Source organism: Halostella litorea, assembly GCF_004785955.1.
Classification (GTDB): Archaea; Halobacteriota; Halobacteria; order Halobacteriales; family Natronoarchaeaceae; genus Halostella; species Halostella litorea.
On sequence record NZ_ML214300.1, the window covers coordinates 298,297 to 316,321 of the forward strand.

Annotated in this window: 22 protein-coding genes, 1 tRNA gene and 1 pseudogene; 9 read left to right on the forward strand and 15 right to left on the reverse strand. The window is 71.1% G+C overall.

The features are described 5' to 3' along the window. Positions 1-34 precede the first annotated feature (34 nt). The gene (locus EYW40_RS01500) at positions 35-1,180 is read left to right on the forward strand and encodes a DUF7537 family lipoprotein (protein WP_135819856.1); all 1,146 of its coding nucleotides are present in this window, start codon (positions 35-37) and stop codon (positions 1,178-1,180) included. A gap of 4 nt (positions 1,181-1,184) precedes the next feature. Here EYW40_RS01500 and EYW40_RS01505 read toward each other — a convergent pair whose 3' ends face one another. Both EYW40_RS01505 and EYW40_RS01510 read right to left on the reverse strand, forming a co-directional pair. Further along, complete coding sequence (locus EYW40_RS01505; RefSeq protein WP_135819857.1) at positions 1,185-2,249, reverse strand: ArsA family ATPase; 1,065 nt, start codon at positions 2,247-2,249, stop codon at positions 1,185-1,187. Between the two features lie 38 nt (positions 2,250-2,287). Further along, the gene (locus EYW40_RS01510) at positions 2,288-3,529 is read right to left on the reverse strand and encodes a hypothetical protein (RefSeq protein WP_135819858.1); all 1,242 of its coding nucleotides are present in this window, start codon (positions 3,527-3,529) and stop codon (positions 2,288-2,290) included. A 136-nt stretch (positions 3,530-3,665) separates the two neighbouring features. Between EYW40_RS01510 and EYW40_RS01515 the strand changes: the two genes are divergently transcribed. Beyond that, positions 3,666-4,328, forward strand: coding sequence for a DUF47 domain-containing protein (locus EYW40_RS01515; RefSeq protein ID WP_135819859.1), 663 nt, complete (start codon positions 3,666-3,668; stop codon positions 4,326-4,328). On the opposite strand, the gene EYW40_RS01520 is transcribed toward EYW40_RS01515, so the two are convergent. Further along, positions 4,325-5,464 (reverse strand): pyridoxal phosphate-dependent aminotransferase, encoded by a 1,140-nt coding sequence (locus EYW40_RS01520; RefSeq protein ID WP_135819860.1) that lies wholly within the window; start codon positions 5,462-5,464, stop codon positions 4,325-4,327. The two genes, EYW40_RS01515 and EYW40_RS01520, sit on opposite strands and share 4 nt — an antisense overlap. Before the next feature lie 85 nt (positions 5,465-5,549). Between EYW40_RS01520 and EYW40_RS01525 the strand changes: the two genes are divergently transcribed. Both EYW40_RS01525 and EYW40_RS01530 read left to right on the forward strand, forming a co-directional pair. Further along, the gene (locus EYW40_RS01525; RefSeq protein ID WP_135819861.1) at positions 5,550-6,047 is read left to right on the forward strand and encodes a CinA family protein; all 498 of its coding nucleotides are present in this window, start codon (positions 5,550-5,552) and stop codon (positions 6,045-6,047) included. 103 nt (positions 6,048-6,150) lie between these two features. Beyond that, positions 6,151-6,633, forward strand: coding sequence for a metal-dependent hydrolase (locus tag EYW40_RS01530; RefSeq protein WP_135819862.1), 483 nt, complete (start codon positions 6,151-6,153; stop codon positions 6,631-6,633). A 30-nt stretch (positions 6,634-6,663) separates the two neighbouring features. On the opposite strand, the gene EYW40_RS01535 is transcribed toward EYW40_RS01530, so the two are convergent. The 5 genes from EYW40_RS01535 to EYW40_RS01555 form a co-directional block, all read right to left on the reverse strand. Then, positions 6,664-7,425, reverse strand: a complete 762-nt coding sequence (locus EYW40_RS01535; protein ID WP_135819863.1) for a proteasome assembly chaperone family protein — start codon at positions 7,423-7,425, stop codon at positions 6,664-6,666. Positions 7,426-7,430: 5 nt separating this feature from the next. After that, positions 7,431-7,613 (reverse strand): RNA-protein complex protein Nop10, encoded by a 183-nt coding sequence (locus EYW40_RS01540; RefSeq protein ID WP_135819864.1) that lies wholly within the window; start codon positions 7,611-7,613, stop codon positions 7,431-7,433. Between the two features lie 79 nt (positions 7,614-7,692). Next, positions 7,693-8,493, reverse strand: coding sequence for a translation initiation factor IF-2 subunit alpha (locus tag EYW40_RS01545; protein WP_135819865.1), 801 nt, complete (start codon positions 8,491-8,493; stop codon positions 7,693-7,695). After that, positions 8,490-8,663, reverse strand: a complete 174-nt coding sequence (locus tag EYW40_RS01550) for a 30S ribosomal protein S27e (RefSeq protein WP_121822174.1) — start codon at positions 8,661-8,663, stop codon at positions 8,490-8,492. The genes EYW40_RS01545 and EYW40_RS01550 overlap by 4 nt, the downstream gene beginning before the upstream one ends. A gap of 4 nt (positions 8,664-8,667) precedes the next feature. After that, positions 8,668-8,949, reverse strand: a complete 282-nt coding sequence (locus tag EYW40_RS01555; RefSeq protein WP_121822173.1) for a 50S ribosomal protein L44e — start codon at positions 8,947-8,949, stop codon at positions 8,668-8,670. A 173-nt stretch (positions 8,950-9,122) separates the two neighbouring features. On the opposite strand from EYW40_RS01555, the gene EYW40_RS01560 reads away from it, so the two are divergent. Next, positions 9,123-9,389, forward strand: a complete 267-nt coding sequence (locus EYW40_RS01560) for an HAH_0734 family protein (protein WP_135819866.1) — start codon at positions 9,123-9,125, stop codon at positions 9,387-9,389. On the opposite strand, the gene EYW40_RS01565 is transcribed toward EYW40_RS01560, so the two are convergent. Together EYW40_RS01565 and EYW40_RS01570 are read right to left on the reverse strand one after the other, a co-directional pair. Beyond that, positions 9,386-12,112 carry a DUF2298 domain-containing protein gene (locus EYW40_RS01565; RefSeq protein WP_237560551.1) on the reverse strand — a complete coding sequence of 909 codons (2,727 nt, stop codon included), beginning with the start codon at positions 12,110-12,112 and terminating at the stop codon, positions 9,386-9,388. The genes EYW40_RS01560 and EYW40_RS01565 overlap by 4 nt on opposite strands. Before the next feature lie 79 nt (positions 12,113-12,191). Continuing rightward, positions 12,192-12,566 (reverse strand): methylglyoxal synthase, encoded by a 375-nt coding sequence (locus EYW40_RS01570; protein WP_135819867.1) that lies wholly within the window; start codon positions 12,564-12,566, stop codon positions 12,192-12,194. 92 nt (positions 12,567-12,658) lie between these two features. On the opposite strand from EYW40_RS01570, the gene EYW40_RS01575 reads away from it, so the two are divergent. The 4 genes and pseudogenes from EYW40_RS01575 to EYW40_RS01590 all read left to right on the forward strand — a co-directional run bounded on the left by EYW40_RS01575 (position 12,659) and on the right by EYW40_RS01590 (position 14,822). Then, positions 12,659-13,435: a glycosyltransferase gene (locus EYW40_RS01575; RefSeq protein ID WP_135819868.1), complete on the forward strand. Its 777-nt coding sequence runs from the start codon at positions 12,659-12,661 to the stop codon at positions 13,433-13,435. A 2-nt stretch (positions 13,436-13,437) separates the two neighbouring features. Beyond that, positions 13,438-13,899: a GtrA family protein gene (locus EYW40_RS01580; protein ID WP_135819869.1), complete on the forward strand. Its 462-nt coding sequence runs from the start codon at positions 13,438-13,440 to the stop codon at positions 13,897-13,899. Between the two features lie 60 nt (positions 13,900-13,959). Next, positions 13,960-14,034 (forward strand) — tRNA-Met (locus tag EYW40_RS01585). Between the two features lie 319 nt (positions 14,035-14,353). Beyond that, positions 14,354-14,822 (forward strand): annotated as a pseudogene (locus EYW40_RS01590) (N-acetyltransferase family protein). Positions 14,823-14,871: 49 nt separating this feature from the next. On the opposite strand, the gene EYW40_RS01595 reads toward EYW40_RS01590, so the two are convergent. From EYW40_RS01595 to EYW40_RS01615, 5 genes are all read right to left on the reverse strand, one after another. Continuing rightward, positions 14,872-15,375, reverse strand: coding sequence for a GNAT family N-acetyltransferase (locus EYW40_RS01595; protein ID WP_135819870.1), 504 nt, complete (start codon positions 15,373-15,375; stop codon positions 14,872-14,874). A 92-nt stretch (positions 15,376-15,467) separates the two neighbouring features. Then, positions 15,468-16,154 carry a type 1 glutamine amidotransferase domain-containing protein gene (locus EYW40_RS01600; protein WP_135819871.1) on the reverse strand — a complete coding sequence of 229 codons (687 nt, stop codon included), beginning with the start codon at positions 16,152-16,154 and terminating at the stop codon, positions 15,468-15,470. Positions 16,155-16,266: 112 nt separating this feature from the next. After that, positions 16,267-16,833: a hypoxanthine/guanine phosphoribosyltransferase gene (hpt, locus tag EYW40_RS01605; protein WP_135819872.1), complete on the reverse strand. Its 567-nt coding sequence runs from the start codon at positions 16,831-16,833 to the stop codon at positions 16,267-16,269. 52 nt (positions 16,834-16,885) lie between these two features. Next, positions 16,886-17,491, reverse strand: a complete 606-nt coding sequence (locus tag EYW40_RS01610; protein WP_135819873.1) for a DUF7344 domain-containing protein — start codon at positions 17,489-17,491, stop codon at positions 16,886-16,888. Between the two features lie 136 nt (positions 17,492-17,627). Then, positions 17,628-17,996, reverse strand: coding sequence for a DUF7322 domain-containing protein (locus EYW40_RS01615; RefSeq protein ID WP_135819874.1), 369 nt, complete (start codon positions 17,994-17,996; stop codon positions 17,628-17,630). Between the last annotated feature and the right edge of the window lie 29 nt (positions 17,997-18,025).

Genomic DNA, 18,025 nt, shown 5'->3' on the forward strand with positions numbered 1-18,025 from the left:
GTAGTGGTAGTATCGACACATGGTAAACGATCGAATGATTTCGCGACGCGTCGTCCTGGGCTCGGGCGCCGCGTTGAGCGCCGCGCTCGCCGGGTGTACCGGCGGCGGGTCCGACGGCGGAGGATCGGAGACCGACGCCGACACCGACGCGGCGACGGACGCCGGGACGGGGACGGAGACCGAGACGGCGACGAAGACGACCGAGAAGCCGGGACCGACGCTCGCGGAGTTCGAGTACCCCGACGGCGCGGCCCGCGACGGCATCGACGGCGGGACGCTGTTCGGGACGCACGAGTCGACCGTCACCGACGCCGGGACGCTGACGGTCGAGAGCGAGATCACCCGGGAGTTCAGCGAGTTCGCCGACACGGAGTCGGCGACGAACGAGATCGGCGAGGGCGGCGTCGCGCGGACGACCGACGACGGGGACCTGACGGAGTCGCTCTGGTCCCCCGACGGCGAAGCGGCCGCGTACGTCCGGATGAAGTCGGGGTTCGAGGAGCGCTACCGGATCGACGACCGGGCGCCCCGACCGCGCGAGCTTGCGGAGCTGGGCCGGTTCGAAGCGCTGCTACGCGGGGCGGCGTGGAGCGAAGCGCTGGAAGTCGTCGAGGCGGGCGAGGGGTACGCCGCGACGTACGAGTCGACCGGCGTCGCCGACGAGGACGCGCTGCTGGGGCTGGCGTTCGGGGACAGCGTCGCGGCGTTCGAGGCGCGGGTCGCCGTCTCCCAGTCCGGCTACGTGCGCGAGGTCGTCTACAACATCAGCGTCGCGCGGGAGGGAGACGACGTCCGCCACGACGCGACCCTGGCCGTCGGGGGCGTCGGGGAGACGACCGTCGCGGAACCGGACTGGGCGGACGCGGCGCGCGAGGAGGGCGTTCGCTTCGCGGTCCAGCCCACGTCCGACGGCAGGGGCGTCGAACTGGAGATGGTCAACGGCGGCGACGTGCCGGCGGAGTCCCGGCTCGCGCTGTCCGACGCCCGGGGGCGCGGGCAGCGACAGCTCTCGGAGCCGCTCTCGGCGGGCGACCGGCTGTTCGTGGGTCTCTCGGACGGCGGGGAGCTCCTGAAGGCTACCGACGGCGTGCCCGACGGGGCGAGGGCGCTGGAGGGGTTCGCCAGGACGACGATCCGGTACCGCGGGTACCTGCTCCTCCAGTCCGAGGGTCGCCTGTAGGGCGCTACTCCAGGCAGGCTGCCACGATCCGCAGCATCGCCTCGCCGCGCACCTCGTCGGCGAACAGCGGGACGCGCCGGACCTCGTGGCCGCGGAACACGTCCTGTGCGGCCGCCAGCGCGTCCTGCTGGACGTCCCAGCGCCGCTGGCAGAACTCGCAGTCCTCCAGGTTCGGCGAGACGAACCGCGCGGCGTCGACGTCGTCGGTCACGTCCGCCAGGTCCTCCATCACCTTGTTGACGACGACGGTGCCGACGGGGATTTCGAACTCCCGAAGCTGGTCGAGCAGGCGCTCGGACTCGACGACGCTCATCTCCTCGGGCACCATCACGACGCGGAAGTCGGTGCGGTCGGGGTCCCGGAGCGTCGCCCGCAACCGCTCGATCCGGTCGCTCAGCCGCCGCAGGTCGTCGATCCCCTGGTCGACCTCCTCCTCGCTCGCGCCGCCGAACATGCCCTTGATCCCGTCCATCATCCCGCCGAGCCGCTCGCGGAGCGCGAGCATCCGCCCGACCATCGTGTCCATCACGTCGGGCAGTTCCAGCAGGCGGAGCGTGTGGCCGGTCGGCGCGGTGTCGACGACGACGCGGTCGAACCGGTCGTCGTCGAGGTACTCCAGCAGGGTCTGCATCGCCGCGGCCTCGTCGGCTCCGGGCATCGCGCCGCCCATCAGCGACTCCATCGGCCCGCCCTCGCCGCCCAGCAGTTCGCCGAGGCCGCCCATCGCGCCCTCCCCCTGCGCGAACGCCGCGGTGCCGTCCTCGATGGCGGCGTCCGGGTCGATCTCGGCGGCGTACAGCGGCACCTCGTCGCGGATGCGCGCCGGGCGGGCCGGCACGTCGGTCTCGAAGGTGTCCGACAGCGAGTGGGCCGGGTCCGTCGAGACGACGAGCGTGGTCGCGCCGCCCTCGGCGCTTGCCAGCCCCGTCGCGGCGGCCATCGTGGTCTTGCCGACGCCGCCTTTCCCGCCGTAGAGAACGTACTCGGCGCTCGGGTCGAGCGACCTGGCCGCCCGGTCGACGGGCTCCTCGTCGACCTCGTCGACGGCCTCGACGTCGATAGAATCCATACGGCCGGGTAGCCGGCGGACGCTTGTGTACCCGTCGGTTACTCGTCGAGGTCGGACTCGCGGGTCACCGTCGGCCCGCCGGACCCCGAGAGGGGGTTGTCGTCGTCGCTCTCCTCCAGCAACTGCTCGAACTGCTCGTTCAGGTCGCCGCCGTCCTCGTCGTCGCCCGACGGTGCGTCGGCAGCGGCGTCAACGCCGCCGACGCGGCTCTCGACCTCGTCCAGACGCTCGCCCAGCGCGGACACCTCGGTCCGGAGCTCCAGCACCTCCTTTTCCATGCGGTCGACCTGCTCCGGGTCGACCGCCGGCGCGGGGGCGTCGTCGGCGTCCGACCCGTCCACAGCGACGGCGGCGTCCGCCGCGACGTCCGCAACGTCGTCGACCCGCTCGGCGAGCGCGCCCACGCGGTCCCGCAGGTCCGCGACCGCGTCGTCCGTCCCGTCGCTCTCGACGGCCGCCACGCGCTCGTCCAGCGCCGTCACCTCGTCGGCGACACGCTCGACCGTGGGTGCGAGCGACGCGGCGGTCGGCCCGTCGTCCGCTGCGACGGCGTCAAGGTCGGACTCGGCGTCGGCCAACCGGCTCTCCGCGGCGTCGAGGCGCTCGTCCAGACGCTCGACCGCGGCATCGCGGTCGTCGGCGTCGTCGGCCAGACCGGCGATCTGTCCGTCCGCCGCGTCCACCCGGTCGGTCAGGTCGGCGAGGTCCGCCCGCACCGCCGCGGTTTCGTCGTCGAGGCGCGCCATGTCCTCGCCGACGTCGCCCACGTCCCCGGCGAGCGCGTCGAGGTCCGCCTCGACCGCTTCGACCGACGCCGCCGCCTCCTCCACGTCCGCCGCGAGTTCGTCGACTCGCTCCGTCAGCGCGGCCACCTCGTCGGCGGACGCGGCGTCGTCGGTCGCGAGGCGCTCGTCGAGGTCGACCACGCGGTCCCGCAGGTCCGCGACGGCCCCGTCCAGTCCGTCGAGGCGCTGCGCCGTGTCGTCGTCCTCGGCCGCGGCCAGCCGCTCCTCCACGGCGTCGATCCGGGCCGGCAGGTCGTCCAGTCGGTCGACGCGCTCCGAGAGGTCGTCGAGCGCCGCGCGGGTTTCGGCGACGGCGTCCGCGGTACCGTCGTCAGCCGCGCGTTCGGCGTCCGCGAGGCGCGATTCCATGTCGTCGACGCGGCCGGCGTCGGCGGCCGCGTCGAGCCGTCGGTGCGTCCGGTACGCGAGGCCGAGGCCGCCGAGCGCGAGCGCGACGGCGAGCGCGAGCAGCCCCGAGACGAGCGGGTCAGCCATTGCGTACAACGACCGAGGTCGGGGGCATAAGCGTTGGCACGGCCGGGGCACGGGGACGGTGTGGGTCTTGTTGTCACGGGAGCGGTACGGTGGGCACATATAAACGACGACGGTGGTCGCCCCCGTCGGCGGGGGTATGCTCGCCGACAAAACCGACCCGAACGACCTCGCGGACGCGGTCGACGAGTTCCTGACCGCCCTCGTCGACGGGACCGACCTGCTGCGCACGCTCGTCGACGCCTACGGCGAGGACGGCACGGAGTTCGACCGCGCGGTCGACCGGCTGGCCCGGCTCGAATCCCACTGCGACGACCTCGCGGGCGAGGTCCGCCGGGCCGTCACCGCCGGCGCGGAGCCGTCGTTCTCGACGGGCTATCTCTTCTCGGCCGACCTCGTCGAGGCCGTCGGCGAGGCCGACGACGTGGTCTCGAACGCCGAGACGTTCGCCAAGGAACTCGCCGTGATGCGGCCGTCGCTGTCGGACGACGCGCTCGCCGGCCTCCGACAGCTCGCCTGGACGGCACACGACGCGACGCGACACCTCGCCGCCGCGTTCCGCGAGTGGCTCTCGGCGGGCGGCGGCGACGCCGACGAAGTCGGGGAGTCGCTCGCGGCCGTCCGCCGGCTCGAACGCGACTGCGACGCCGTCAAGTACGACCTCATCGATGCCGCCTTCGAGGGCGGGAGCGACGCCGAGGCGCTCGTCGTCCGGGAGCTTGCGGTCGGGCTGGACGACGTGGCGAACGCCGCGGAGGACGCCGCCGACGCGCTCGCCGCGGCCCGGGCGGGGGCGGTCTAGAAGTAGTCCGCCAGCCGGGCGGCCGCCGCCTCGACCTGCGGCGTCACCAGCGCGAACCGGATCCACTCGTCGCGGCTGGTGCCGAAGGCCTCGCCGGGCATCCCGGCGACGCCCGCCTCGTCTATCAGGCGCTCGACGTTCTCCAGCGTGCCGGGGAACCCGTCGAACCGCGCCATGACGTAGAACGCGCCGTCAGGCCGGGTGTACTCCGCACCTGTCTCGTCCAGCGCGTCGGTGAAGGTGTCGACCCGGTCGGCCATCCGGCGGCGGTTCTCCGCGTAGTACTCCGACGGCGTCTCGCGCAGCGCCTTCAGCACGGCGTACTGGGCCGGGCGGCTCCCCGCCACGTTGACGAGCATGTGGCGGGTCTTCGCCCGCTGGACCAGCTCCGGCGGGAACACCGCGTAGCCGACGCGGAGGCCCGTGATCGCCATCGACTTCGAGAAGGAGTTCGTCACGACCCGGCTGTCCGAGTCGACCGTCAGCGCGCTCTCGAACCGCCCCGAGAAGTCGAAGTGGTCGTACACCTCGTCGGAGACCAGAAGCGCGTCGTGTGCCTCGGCGACCGCGACGAGTTCGCGGACCGTCGCCTCGTCGTACACCGCGCCGGTGGGGTTGTTCGGCGAGTTGGCGACGATGAGCGCCGTCTCGTCGCTCGCCCGCTCACGGACGGCCGCGGGGTCGATCCGGCCGTCCGACGCCGTCGGGACGAACGTCGCGTCCCCGTCGAGCAGGTTCGTCTTGCCCGGGTAGTACGGGTAGACGGGGTCGGTGAGCAGCACCTCGGACCCCTCGGCGACTTCCAGCCCGACCGCCATCGCGAGGTAGTTCGCCTCGCCCGCGCCGTTCGTGACGACGACCTGTTCGGCGTCGACGTTCCGGCGGGCCGCTATCTCCTCGCGCAGCCCCGCCAGCCCCTCGCTCGGCGGGTACTGGAACGCGTCGGCCCCCAGGTCGGCGTACTCGTGTAGCCCCTCGCGGAGCGCCGCCGGCGGGTCCCAGTCGGGGTTGCCCGACACCATATCGATCACCTCGCCCGCGGCGGCGTCGCCGACCGCGGGCCACTCCCGGTCGCCGTCCTCGGCCTCGGCCGCGTACTCCATCACGCGGAAGAACAGCGGCGTCTCGTAGTCCATACCGGACGTTCCGGCAGCGGGCAGGAGTAGGTTTTGGTCGGGGCGGGGCCATACGGTTAACTGGCTTCCGGATGTCACGCCGCCCATGAGCGACGCTATCGCGGAGCGGTTCGGCGACGCCCTGCGCGAGGCCGGCCACACCGTGGCCACGGCTGAGTCCTGTACCGGCGGCCTCGTGGGCGGACGGATCACCGCGGTCCCGGGGGCGAGCGACTACTACCACGGGACGGTCGTGGCGTACGACAACGACCTGAAGCGCCGCCTGCTCGGCGTCTCCCGGGAGGCGCTGGACGAGCGCGGCGCGGTGAGCGCGCAGGTGGCCCGCGAACTGGCCCGTGGGGTCCGCGACCACGCGGACGTGACGTGGGGCCTCTCAACGACCGGCGTCGCCGGGCCGACGGGCGGCACCGAGGAGCACCCGGTCGGCACCGTCTACATCGGCATCGCCTACGCCGGGGCGTGGGGCACTGAAACGTCGTACGCGACCGCCACCCGCCACGAGTTCGACGGCGACCGGGCCGCGGTCCGGGAGGCGACGGTCGACCGCGCGCTGGGCGACCTCCTGGCCGAACTGGAGGGGTAGCCGCCGCCCCCGAACCGGGACTCGCCGGCGGGACGACCGTCCGGCGAGCGCATCGCCAAGGGAAAGCCTTGTGCCCGTCCGGTCCGAGCCTCGGAGTACCGATATGAACAAACGAGGACACGTTCTCAACGCCGTACTGCTCTCCATCGGGTTGGGGTATCTCCTGGAACCGGTCGGCGACGAACAGACGTTCATCACCATCGCGGAGGTCGGCGTGCCGGTCGTCCTCGGCGCGCTGTTCCCCGACGTCGACACCGCCTTCGGCAAGCACCGCAAGACGCTGCACAACTTCCTCGTGCTCGGCGCGTTCGTCGCCTTCCCCTACTACTTCGGGAACCTGGAGTACGTCTGGATCGGCATTCTCACCCACTACGTGCTGGACGTCGCCGGGAGCAAGCGCGGCATCGCGCTGTTTTACCCCTACTCCCAGGAGTACGGCCTGCCGGTCGGCGTCGCCGTCAGCAGCAAACACTCCGAAATAGCGACCGTCGTCGTGACGGCCGTCGAACTCGCCGCCGCCTACCTGATCATCTACCAGATCCCGCAGCTCAGCCTCGAACTCGGCGGGCAGGCTATCGGGGTCTGAACCGGCGAAAACCAGCCGCTTTCGGGAACTTCAGCCGATGTACCGCAGGTCCTCGTCCGTCGGGACGTCCATCGACTGCTGCTGTTCCATCTCCTGGATCTTGTTGATGACGTCCTCCATCTCGTCGGCGCGCTCCTCCAGGGACTCGTAGTCGAGTTCGAAACCGAGCAGTTCCTCCAGCGTCTCCAGCACCGCGCGGGCGCTCTTCGGGTCGACGAGGTAGCCGCTCGTCTCGCCCATCAGGCAGGCCGCGTCGAACTCCCGCCGCCGGCCGAGGCCGAGCAGGAGGCCGCTGACGCCGACGATGCCGCCGGCCGGCTCGTCCTCGCGGAACTCGACGCCGACCGCCTCCAGTTCCTCGACCAGCGACCCGTTGGCGGCCGCGCCGAGCACGTCGTACTCCTCGATGAGTTCGCCGGTCGGCACGCCGCCCAGCGAGAACACCTCGTCGGCGCCGAACTCGTCGGCCACGTCGAGGAACGCGGACGCGAGCCGGTAGTGGCCGACGTTGTCCTGGGCCTGGTGGTCGCCGGTGAGAACGAGCAGGTCCCGGTCGCCGCCCTCGACTGCGTGGAACTCGGCGCAGGTCAGCGCGGCGACGCCCTCCTCGTCGATGTCGACCTGCGGCGGGAAGTGCTCGGAGTACACCCGTCGGACGAGGGTGCTGTCGAGCTCCTCCACGAGGTGCTCGGCCGCGAGCTTGCCGACGTGGCCGACGCCGGGCAGGCCCTCGACGAGCACCGGCTCCGACAGGTCGGCCTCGGCGACGGTCTCGATGTCGAGTTCGTCCATACGCCTTACTCGCGGGCGCGCCGCTTAAGAGCGCGTCGGTACTCGCCGTACCGGTCTTCGGGGTCGAACGGCGCCGGCGCGGAGTTGACGGCGTCCGCGCCGCAGTCGGGACAGGAGTCGGAGAGGGTGTACACCGGGCGGTCGTGTTCGTCGTCCCAGGCCGAACACACCCGGATATCGGATTTCATACTGTTTGCTCCCGCCGATCACCGGCGAGCGCCCCCACCGGGGCCGGCGATAACCGGTGACCGGTGCGGGCGACCGCCATCATTCCTCGTCGGTGCGGCGGTCGCGGTGGAACTCGCCGGCCCCGCCGAACTCGGCGATCCGGTCGGCGGCGCGGGCGGCGCTCTCCTCTAGCTGGTCCTCCGCGGTCTTGTAGTTGGGCGCGCGGACCCGGATCCGGTACTCGGGTGCGCCCACGTAGGTCACTTCGAGGTCGACCTCCTCGGGCACTTCCCCGTTGCCCTCGGCGGCCTGCAGCGCCTCCTTGACGGCGTCGACGCCGTCGCCGTCGGGACACTCCAGGTCGACGTAGCCGGTCACGTTGACGTAGGGGACCGACACGTTCTCGCGGGCCGTCTCGACGATGGCCGCTATCTCCTCGTCGTCGAGGTCGGCGTCCTCGAGGGCCTCCTCGCCGTGGATGGCGGCCTGCTCGAAGCCGTCGTAGAGGCTGCCGTGGATCGAGAGCAACTCGTTGGCGACCGTGCCGTACGTCTCGTCGTCGATGTCCTCGCCGAAGGCCAGTTCCATCCAGTTGTCGGCCTTCTGCTCGTTTTTCCACTCCTGGATCTTGTCGGAGCGCTGGTGGTCGTTGACGTCCTTCAGCGAGAGGTCTATCTGCTGGGAGTCGCGGTCGACGTCGAGCACTTTACAGACGACGGTCTGGCCCTCGCGCACGTGGTCGCGGACGTTCTTGATCCACCCGCTGGCGACCTCGCTGATGTGGATGAGGCCGCGCTTGTCCTCGTACTCCTCCAGGTCGACGAACACGCCGAAGTCCTCTATCTCGTCTATCTTGCCGACGACGAGTTCGCCGTTCTCGGGCCAGCCGCTGAACTTCATCGTGCTTCGACGGTCTCTATGACTTCGCCCTCGTAGTCGGCCTTCCCGCCCGTGGGGCGAGCGAGCGTGTGCCCGCAGACGGCACACGACACCTCGGTCGAGGCCTTCTCGAAGACGGTCTGTTCGTTCTCGCAGTCCGGACAGCGGACGGTGTGGAAGCTTCCTGCCATTGTTTTAGTCGGTGAGTTCGAGTCGGCCGGCGCGCCATCCCTCGCGGAGGTGAGCCTGCCCGCAGTCGCCGCAGCGGTACTTGAGGTCCGTCTTCTTCGTGGGCTTGTCGCCGCCGGGCACCTTCGAGAACCGGCCGCGGTTCCCGATACCCTTCGACCCCTCCTTCTGCTTGCGGTCGTCCCACTTCATGCCGGTCGAGCGGCCGCCGCGGACCTTCTCGACCTCGTGTTCGTTGTGTTCGTTGCAGTGCGGACAGTACGTGTTGAAGCGTCGAGGCATCTCCATGGATATCTACCTTACGGGCAGTTACGCGCCGTCGTTTAAAACCCGTTTGGTTCACGTCGGTCGCCGGGGCGGGCGGTGGCCCCGCCGGGTGGGACCGGCCGGGGAAACCAGCGCGTCGGGGCGCGACCGCGTCCTTCGAAGCGCTTAATTGCGTCTCTTCCGAAGCCGCTGGCATGAAGCGACTCATCGTCTCGGGCGACCCCGACATCCGGAAGGACGCCATCATCGACTACGAGGGCGAGGAGCAGGTCGTCTTCCAGATCAACCGGAACGGTGACTGGCACGGCCCCGAGGAGGTCCAGCTCTGGTGTATCGTCGGGACCGAGGACGAGCGCGAGGCCTACGAGACGCGCGACTACATCCCCCACTGGCTCGACGTGGACCGGGTCGACGCCGAGGCGCTCGACGTCGTGAAGGCGAAAGGCGACCTCTCCGTTTAGGCGAGTTCCGACCGGTCGACCCGGAAGATCACGACGAAGGGGTACTCCTTCTCGACCGAGATGCCCGGGTCGTCGTCCAGGTCGCGCGCGCCGTAGCGCAGGCGTTCGGTCGGCCCCATGTAGATGTACGTCACCTCGTACTGCCGGAGCAGCGCCGCCCGCTCTTCGGTCGACCCGGTGTAGATCGTCTCGACGTCCGCGACCCGCTCGTAGTACGGCTTCGGCCCGCGGTAGCCGACTTCGTGGTTCCACCCGGCGACCGTCGGCAGCCCGGTGAGGCTCGACGGGGCGTTCACCCAGTCGTATATCTCCGTGCCCGGCGCGGAGACGATGTGGGGCTGGCCCTCACGCCGGTCCAGCCAGGCGATCGCCTCCGCCTCGACCGGATGCTGCTCGGCGACGTACGCGGTGGCGTCGAGCGTCGGGTCGTCCGTCCCGTTCTCGAACTGGCTCGTCGCGACGAAGCCGCCGTACAGCGACAGCGACGCGAGCAGGCCGACGGCGGCCACCGACGCGACCGCGCCGCCAGCGCTCACCGAGACGGTCCGGGCCCGCCGCGAAGGCCGACCGTCGTCCCCGGCGGCGTCCAGCCCGAGCGCCCGCTCGACCGGCGTGAACGCGGTCCCGGCCCGGCCCCACGCGGCCCGGAGCGCCGCCCCGAGCGGCGCGCGGTCGGCGAGCATGACGGCGGCCGCGACGCCCCAGAGCACCCACACCTGCGTGTACACCTTGAACAGGGTGTTCATCCGGCCGGGGCCGGCCCGTTCGACGACGTAGACGAACTCCACCGCGGTCACGAGGCCGAGGACGCCGACGAGCAGCGCCGTCTCGAAGCCGACGCCGCGGCCGGCCCGGAGCAGGAGCCAGGCGACGACCAGGGGCGGGACGAAGATAGCCACGGCCGCGAAGCGAAACGGCGCGGCGACGACGTACAGCGCGACGGCCGCCACGGCGACCAGCCCCGGGGCCGCCCGGGGCACGCCGTCCCGCGAGAACAGGTACGCGAACGCGACCGCGAGGAACGCGCCGTGGACGACCAGCAGCCCCGCCGCACCGCTCCGGTTCGGCGGGAGCACCCCGACGCTCCGCCCGCTCGCGGTCCCGAGGAAAAACGGGGCGGCGAGGAGGACGCCGAGGGCGGCGACGGTCGCGCCGCCGACGAGCGCCGTCCCCGTCCGCGCCGCCTCGGCGTGGAGCCGGGAGCGGTCCCCGAACCGCTCGGCCGCCACCCTGACCCGCCGCGGGAACAGCGTCGCCGGGTCCGCCGGCGCGAACGTCAGCGCGAGCCACGTCAGCCCGGCGACCGTGGGGAACGTCCAGGTGTTGATGACGCCGACGAGCCCGCCGACCGCGGGCACCGTGAGGAAGACGAGGGCCCGCCGCCGCCGGCGCTCGTCGGCCGGCGTCAGCCAGTACTGGAACAGGAGCGCAGCGACGAGCAGCAGGAACGGCATGCTCACCATGTGGGCGTGGAGGTCGCCGTTGCGGAACGCGAAGAAGGGGAACTCGGTGATGTAGTGCCACTGCTGTCCGCCGGACACGTGCCGGTCGATCACCCGCGAGGCCGGCCAGTAGTAGAACGAGTCGGGACCCGCGGCGACGCTCGGACGCTGGGCGATCTCGAGGCTGGCGAGGTCGGCGATCCGGCTCCCCGCCCACTCGGGCAGGTAGTAGACGAGCAGGCGCAGCGGCGTCGAGAGGTTGCTGGCGACGGCGACCAGGACGGCCGCGAAGGCGCCCGCGGTCCGCCCGGTGCCGCCCCGGTCGGCCGCAACCGCCTTCGCGACCCCGTACGCAGCGGCCGCGAGCGTGCCGTACACGCCGGCGAGCGCGAGGTTGTACGCGTACCGGGCGGGCGTCCCGGTGAGCTCCGTCAGCAGCGCCGCGAGCATGTGGCCGCCGTAGTAGTACTGCACCGGCTCGCCGGCGAACCACATGTCCGCCGGGGGAAGCGCCTCCGCCCGGAGCAGCGACCGCAGGAGGCCGTAGTCGAGGAACTTCTCCCCGGCCCCGGGGGTGACCGCGGGGTCCACGCCCCGGAGCGCGACGAGCAGGCCGAACGCGAGCGAGAAGACGACGACCACCTCCCCGTACGCCCGCAGGTCGACGGGGACGCCTCGCTGGACCGCGATCCCGGTTCCGGCGGCGACGGCCGCCAGCCCCGCCGCGAGCGCGACCGGGCCGAACGTGATGTGGCCGACCCAGTAGCCGACGACGCCGACGACGGCGAGGGCGAGCGGCAGGGCTACCCCCGCGCCGCGGTCGTCGAAGCGGTCGAAGACGAGGGCGGCGAGCGGCAGCGCGAGCGCGCCGAGGCTGACGAACGCCGTCCACCAGACGGCGACCTCGTGGGCTTCCATGCGGCGGAAGTACGCGGCCGCGGCGACGTCCGGCCACGCCCCGAAGTGGAGCGCGACCGCCGCCGCGAGCGCGACGCCGACGACCGCCCGGAGCGCGTACCGCGTCCACCCGTAGCCGGCGGCGGTCAGCTGCGCCGCCGCGACGCAGACCGCGACGACGGCGAGCGCGGCGAGCATCGCCGGCCACGCTAGCCGCGTCAGACCGAGCCAGTACGCGCCGGCGGCCGCGGGAAGCGCCGCCAGCGTCAGGCCGAGTGCCGCCCCCGAGGACAGCCGGCGACGGACGCCGACGTAGGGCTTCGCGGCGACCGCCCCGAGCGCGACGTACGCGACGAGCCACGAGAGGGCGGCGGCGTAGTCCATCTACGGCGGGAAAGGCAGCCCTCCGTGTAAACGCTTTCTCCTCGTCGCCCGCGCCGTCCGGGAGTACGGTGTTCGCTCGCTATCGGTCGTCTGCGAGCCCCTCCAGCACGTACTCCGCGGAGGTGCGCGTCGTCGCCAGCGGCGTGTCGTGCACGTCGCAGATCCGCAACAGCGCGGAGATGTCCGGCTCGTGGGGCTGGGCCGTCAGCGGGTCCCGGAGGAACACGATGCCGTCGACGCGCTCCTCGGCGACCTCCGCGCCAATCATCATGTCGCCGCCGAGCGGCCCCGAGTTCTTCCGCTCCACCTCCAGGCCCGTCTCCTCGACGATGCGCTTGCCGGTCGTGCCGGTGGCGAGCAGGTCGAACGGTTCGAGCGTCTCGCGGTAGTCGGACACGAGGTCTATCATCTCCGGCTTCTCGTCGTCGTGGGCGATGAGCGCTACGCGCGTCATGTCCGTACGGTCGCACGGGCCGCCGATATGCTTTCGGCCGGACCGTGCGGTTCCGAACTATTTTACTCCCCTCGGCCGCCTTCGGTAGATAGATGGGACCGTCGCTCGGCGTCGTGATACCCGCCTACCGCCCGGACGTCAGCGCCCTCCGGACGTACGTCGGGGACCTCCGCGAGCGGCTGGACCCGGTCGCGATCCGCGTCGAACTCGACGACCCGACCGCCGAGACGCGGGCCGCGCTGGCGGACCTGCCGGCGACGGTGAACGCAGTCGACGCCCGCCGCGGGAAGGGCGGCGCGATCACCTGCGGGTTCGAGCGCCTCGACGCGGACGTGCTGGCGTTCGCCGACGCCGACGGCAGCACGCCGGCCGCGTCGGTGGCCGACGTGGTCGCGCCGGTCCGGGCCGGCGACGCCGACCTCGCCGTCGGCTCGCGCCGCCACCCCGACGCCGACGTGCGGAGCCACCAGACCATGGCGCGCCGCCGCCTCGGCGACGCGTTCGCCTGGGTCGCCCGCCGGTTCCTCGGCGTCGACCTGTACGACTTCCAGTGCGGCGCGAAGGCCATCGCCCGCGACGCCTGGCGCGAGGTGCGACAACACCTCTACGAACCCGGCTTCGCGTGGGACGTGGAACTCGTCGCCATGGCCGCCGCACTCGACCTCAGGATCGCCGAGGTGCCGGTCGTCTGGCGGGACATGCCGGACTCGACCGTCGCGCCGCTCGGCACCGCCGGCGAACTCGCCCGGGCGCTTTTCCGCTCGCGCCGCCGCGCCCGCCGGCTCCGCGCCGGGCCGAACCGCATCGCGTCCCGCGACCGTGACGGGCCGAGCGCCCTCGTCGACCGGTTCCCGGTCGACCGGGAGTGACGATGCGCGACGCCCTGTCCCACCGGCTCCGCGCGCTCGCCTCCGGAGTCCGATTCGGCCAGTTCGCCTCCGTCGGCGCCGTCGGCGCGGTGTGTGACAACGCCGTCCTCGGGGTCCTCCTCCAGTTCGGCGTCGGGCCGGAACTCGCGAAACTGGCCGGCGCGGAGACGGCGATCGTCGTGATGTTCCTCATCAACGAGCGCTGGACGTTCGCCGACGAGGGCGCGCCCGGCGCGGGGCCGCTTCTCCGGCGCTTCCTCACGTCGAACCTCGTCCGCGCCGGCGGCGTGCTCGTCGCCACCGCCGTCTTCTCGCAGGTGTACCGCAACTTCGACGTGACGATCGGCCTGTTCGGCGTCGACCTGTGGTTCCTCGCGGCGAACCTCGTCGGCATCGCGGCGGGGATGGTCGTGAACTACGTCGCCGAGAGCCTGTTCACATGGCGGGTCCACGGCGGGCGGTAAAAACTCGCATAGGGCGACCGAATCACAACCCTTAACTAGCGAACCGCGTTACGGAGATGTAGCGGGATGGGATAGCCAGGAGATTCCGGCGGGCTCATAACCCGCAGACCGGTAGTTCAAATCTACCTCCCGCTATACTTTTGCCGAACTCGCTTCCGAGCGAGACGTTTTATCGTCGAGCGACCGCTGAGTTCGGCAAATATCGGACGGAGTGGATTTGAAGTAGACCGCTGAGCGACCGACGGGAGCGAAGCGGGCGTGGTTCAAATCTACCTCCCGCTATACTTTTGCCGAGCTCGCTTCCGGCGAGGCGTTTTATCGTCGAGCGACCGTCGAGTTCGGAAGCCATTCGTGTCGGCACGTGGTCCGGGTTCTACCAGTTCTCGGCCACCCTGTGTGACAATCGCCGACACACCCCGCGAACCCTGAAGGGGGACCGCCCGGCACTTCCCGTATGGAACTGGTCGAAGCCACCGAGGACGACCTCGACGCGCTCGTCGCCCGCTGGGACGACCTGGCGACATCGATGGAAGAGTACGACGAACTGAACGAACTCGCCGACGCGGACGTCGGGGAAGTTGCCGAGGACGGCTTCCGCGCGCACCTCGACGACGAGGACGTCACCGACTACCTGGTCGTCCACGGGGGCGAAACCGTCGGCTTCGTCACGCTCGGGGAGGGCCGTCACCCCTCCCGGCGGTACTCGCGGTACCTCCGCGTCGTGAACCTCGCCATCGACGAGGGCCACAGGAGCCGGGGGCCACGGGTCCGCCGTCGTCGAGCGCGTGCGGGACCTGGCCCGCGAACGGGGCTGTGACCACCTCAAGGTATCCTGCGAGTGGGAAAACGAGGGCGCGCGGCGGTTCTACCGCGAGACGGGGTTCCGGCCGAAGCAGGTCGACTACGTCCAGACCCTGGAGTGAGTTGCCCCGACGGGGCAGATCGGCGGCGGTCGGTCGCGGCCGGCCGGGCCTACAGTTCCTTGCGGTACTCGTACTCCCGGATGCCGAGCTGGTCGTTGTGCGCCTCGGCGACGCGGTCGAACCCGTGCGACTCGTAGAACCCGACGCCGACGTCGTTCTCCGCCATCACCGACAACTGGAGCCGGTCGAACCCGCGCTCCCGGAGGACCGACTCGACGCGGGCGAGCAGCGCCCCGCCGATCCCGTCGCCCCAGTGGTCCGGCGCGACGTAGATGCGGTAGAGGTGGGCCAGCCCGTCGTCGTCGCCGTCGGGTGCGGCCTCGGCGAAGCCGACGACCGCCCCATCGACCTCGGCGACGAACAGCGGGCGGTCGTCGGGCTCGACGTCGTCCTCGACCAGCCGCTCCGGGTCGTACCACGAGGAGACCGTCTCGTCGACGCGCTCCGGCCCGAGCACCGCGTCGTAGGCGGCGTGCCAGGCGTCGCGGGCGACCCGCTGGATCGCAGCGGCGTCGCTCTCGGTCGCCGGGCGCACAGGAGAATCATCCGTCATACGACACGGCGTCGCGCGGCGGCCACGAGAACGTTTCGGGGGTGTGCGACCGAGTCACAGAGCGGCGGCCACGGCCCGGGCGGCCGGCGACGTCAGTCGTCGGTGACGCCGAGCCGTTCGATCAGCGTGGTCGCGGCGGCGTGCGAGGAGCCGGGGCCGCGGGCGGTGATCAGGTCGCCGTCCGTCGTGACGCTCTCGTCGGCGTCGAGTTCGGCGTCCCAGTTCGCGCCGGCGGCCTTCACCTCGTCCTCGACCCAGTACGGCAGCTTCCGGCCGTCGGGCATGTTGTCGTGCTCGTCGACGATCCCCTCCTCCCACTCGTTCGGGAAGCCGGTGACGTCGCGGCCGTCGACGAGGAACTCGCCGTCCTCGGTTCGGGTGAACGCGAGGATGCCGACCGCGTGGCAGACGACCAGCGCGACGCCGTCGTCGCCGGCGACGGCATCGCGGAGCAGCGCGCGGGCGTGGCGGTCCTGGTTCACGTCCCACTCGGTGCCGTGGCCGCCGGGGAACACGACGGCGTCGTACGGGTCGGCGTCCGCGGTGGCGACCGGCTTCGGGTGTATCATCCGGTCGTCCTCGTGGACCTCCATCACCGCGTCGACCGTCTCCTCCCCGACCTCGTCGGGGTCGACCGAGCGGTCGTCGACGACCGGCTCGTTGCCGCTCGGCGTCGCGACGTCGATGTCGACGCCCCGCTCCGAGAGTTCGCGGAACGGCGTCGCACATTCCTCTCCCCAGTACCCCTCCTCGCTGACGACGAACAGGACGGACGTCATGGGGCCAACTACCACCGAGAAACAGGTAAGTGCCACGCCCGGCAGCGCGCTTGCCGGCTCCCTCGGCCAGCCGGCGGAGCGGGCCGAACGGGGCGGTCCGACAGGGACGGGGCTACCCGTCGCCGTGTTCGTCGACGATGACGACCTCGCCGTCCTGCACGTCCACGTTGATCAGCGTCTTCACGTCGTAGTCGGTGTCGTCGAGTTCGTTCGGGCCGGCCTTCTTGATGACGGCGACGGTGTCACAGACGTCCGCGCCGATGTCCTCCAGCGAGCCGAGGATCGCCTTGAGCGTGCCGCCGGTCGAGAGCACGTCGTCGAGCACGAGGACGCGGTCGCCCTCGTCGACGTCGTTGATGTACATCTCGCTCTCCGAGTAGCCCGTCTCCTGGAACAGCGCGACCTCGCCGTCCAGCCCGTACTGGCGCTTGCGGATGACGACCAGCGGGATGTCGGTCATCAGCGAGACGGCCGTGCTGATGTGGATGCCCATCGCCGCCGGCGTGACGATCTTGTCCACGTCCTCCAAGTCCGCCTTCCGGATGAGCTTGATGACGATCTCGCGGAGCAGCCCCGGTTCGAGCATCGGAACGCCGTCGCTGATGGGGTGTACGAAGTAGTGGTACCCGTCCTTCTCGATTATCGGGGCGTCCAGCAGGGACCGCCGTAACTGATCCATATCGGGGCTACTCGGCCGCCGGGAAAAAGATACTGGATGTTCGCCCGCGGTGCTAGTCGTCCGCATCGTAGTCCAGTTCGGGCGGGGCCTCCTGCTGGCCCAGCCGCATGTGGCGCTCGTGGTAGACGTGGGCGACCGCCGACACCGTCACGACGGCCGCGATGAGCGTCGCCCAGACGAGGTCGGACAGGACGGTCAGGGGGTACACGTCGCCCCACAGCGCGGCGACCAGCGCGAGGCTGACCGCGCCGAGCGAGAGGTACAGCTCCCGCCACGCGAACTCGTTGCCGGGCACGATCTCTAGGTAGACGGTGAGGTCTGCCGTCGCGTCGGTGCGCTCTATGGTGCCCTCGTCGGCGTCGTAGGCGACGATCCCGACCTCGTCCATCCGCGGGAGGTGGGTCTGTTGCAGTGTCGTGTACACCCGCTTTCGCTGCGCGGAGGTCACGCCGTCCGGCGTGGTGTCGTACTCCCAGGCGGCGACTTGCGTGGCGAGGTCGCCGAGTTCGACCGGCGTCTCGTGGCGCTTGAGATACTGCAGCACGAAGCGTCGCCGCTGGTTCCGGAGGACGTCGAAGATATCCGTCTTCGAGAGTGGATCCGCCGCTTCCGCCCCGTCGCTCCCGGTGTCCGTGCCGTCACTGGTCACGCTTGCCATGTGTGGTTTCGCGACGTCGGCGACCGGACGGCGGCCTCGGCCCGGGCGTCGAACGTCCCATACTCCCGACCAGTCTCCCCACCTATATAAACGATACTCGTCGTGTGAGATCCACAAAATAAACGTCCTGTCCGCGTTAGTTCCGCCGCTCGTACCGGCGGTGAATCCGCCACCCGAGCACGGCGATCAGGCCGCTCGCGATGACGAGCCGACCACCCAGGTCCCAGTTCCCGCGGAAGCCGATGAACATGAGGCCGAGGCTGAACGCCAGCACCGCGCCGTTGGCGAGGACGACGAGCGTCCAGAACGCGGCCATCAGGTCGCCGGGCACGTCATCCGACGAGGTGTCGACCGAGGGGATCTCCACGGCGGGCGTCTCCGGCCCGTCGACGGACGGCGCGTCGGGTCCCTCGACGCCGGGGACGTCCGGGCCGAGCGCCTCCTCGGGCGAGTCGTCCTCCCCGTCGAACGGGTCGCCGTCCTCGCCCTCGAACTCGTCGAACATGGTTGTCCGTGGTGGCCCGACGTTGATAA

Coding starts and splice junctions, on each gene's coding strand:
- EYW40_RS01500 (WP_135819856.1), top strand. CDS start 35: ATGATTTCGCGACGCGTCGTCCTGGGCTCGGGCGCCGCGTTGAGCGCC.
- EYW40_RS01505 (WP_135819857.1), bottom strand. CDS start 2,249: ATGGATTCTATCGACGTCGAGGCCGTCGACGAGGTCGACGAGGAGCCC.
- EYW40_RS01510 (WP_135819858.1), bottom strand. CDS start 3,529: ATGGCTGACCCGCTCGTCTCGGGGCTGCTCGCGCTCGCCGTCGCGCTC.
- EYW40_RS01515 (WP_135819859.1), top strand. CDS start 3,666: ATGCTCGCCGACAAAACCGACCCGAACGACCTCGCGGACGCGGTCGAC.
- EYW40_RS01520 (WP_135819860.1), bottom strand. CDS start 5,464: ATGGACTACGAGACGCCGCTGTTCTTCCGCGTGATGGAGTACGCGGCC.
- EYW40_RS01525 (WP_135819861.1), top strand. CDS start 5,550: ATGAGCGACGCTATCGCGGAGCGGTTCGGCGACGCCCTGCGCGAGGCC.
- EYW40_RS01530 (WP_135819862.1), top strand. CDS start 6,151: ATGAACAAACGAGGACACGTTCTCAACGCCGTACTGCTCTCCATCGGG.
- EYW40_RS01535 (WP_135819863.1), bottom strand. CDS start 7,425: ATGGACGAACTCGACATCGAGACCGTCGCCGAGGCCGACCTGTCGGAG.
- EYW40_RS01540 (WP_135819864.1), bottom strand. CDS start 7,613: ATGAAATCCGATATCCGGGTGTGTTCGGCCTGGGACGACGAACACGAC.
- EYW40_RS01545 (WP_135819865.1), bottom strand. CDS start 8,493: ATGAAGTTCAGCGGCTGGCCCGAGAACGGCGAACTCGTCGTCGGCAAG.
- EYW40_RS01550 (WP_121822174.1), bottom strand. CDS start 8,663: ATGGCAGGAAGCTTCCACACCGTCCGCTGTCCGGACTGCGAGAACGAA.
- EYW40_RS01555 (WP_121822173.1), bottom strand. CDS start 8,949: ATGGAGATGCCTCGACGCTTCAACACGTACTGTCCGCACTGCAACGAA.
- EYW40_RS01560 (WP_135819866.1), top strand. CDS start 9,123: ATGAAGCGACTCATCGTCTCGGGCGACCCCGACATCCGGAAGGACGCC.
- EYW40_RS01565 (WP_237560551.1), bottom strand. CDS start 12,112: ATGGACTACGCCGCCGCCCTCTCGTGGCTCGTCGCGTACGTCGCGCTC.
- EYW40_RS01570 (WP_135819867.1), bottom strand. CDS start 12,566: ATGACGCGCGTAGCGCTCATCGCCCACGACGACGAGAAGCCGGAGATG.
- EYW40_RS01575 (WP_135819868.1), top strand. CDS start 12,659: ATGGGACCGTCGCTCGGCGTCGTGATACCCGCCTACCGCCCGGACGTC.
- EYW40_RS01580 (WP_135819869.1), top strand. CDS start 13,438: ATGCGCGACGCCCTGTCCCACCGGCTCCGCGCGCTCGCCTCCGGAGTC.
- EYW40_RS01595 (WP_135819870.1), bottom strand. CDS start 15,375: ATGACGGATGATTCTCCTGTGCGCCCGGCGACCGAGAGCGACGCCGCT.
- EYW40_RS01600 (WP_135819871.1), bottom strand. CDS start 16,154: ATGACGTCCGTCCTGTTCGTCGTCAGCGAGGAGGGGTACTGGGGAGAG.
- hpt (WP_135819872.1), bottom strand. CDS start 16,833: ATGGATCAGTTACGGCGGTCCCTGCTGGACGCCCCGATAATCGAGAAG.
- EYW40_RS01610 (WP_135819873.1), bottom strand. CDS start 17,491: ATGGCAAGCGTGACCAGTGACGGCACGGACACCGGGAGCGACGGGGCG.
- EYW40_RS01615 (WP_135819874.1), bottom strand. CDS start 17,996: ATGTTCGACGAGTTCGAGGGCGAGGACGGCGACCCGTTCGACGGGGAG.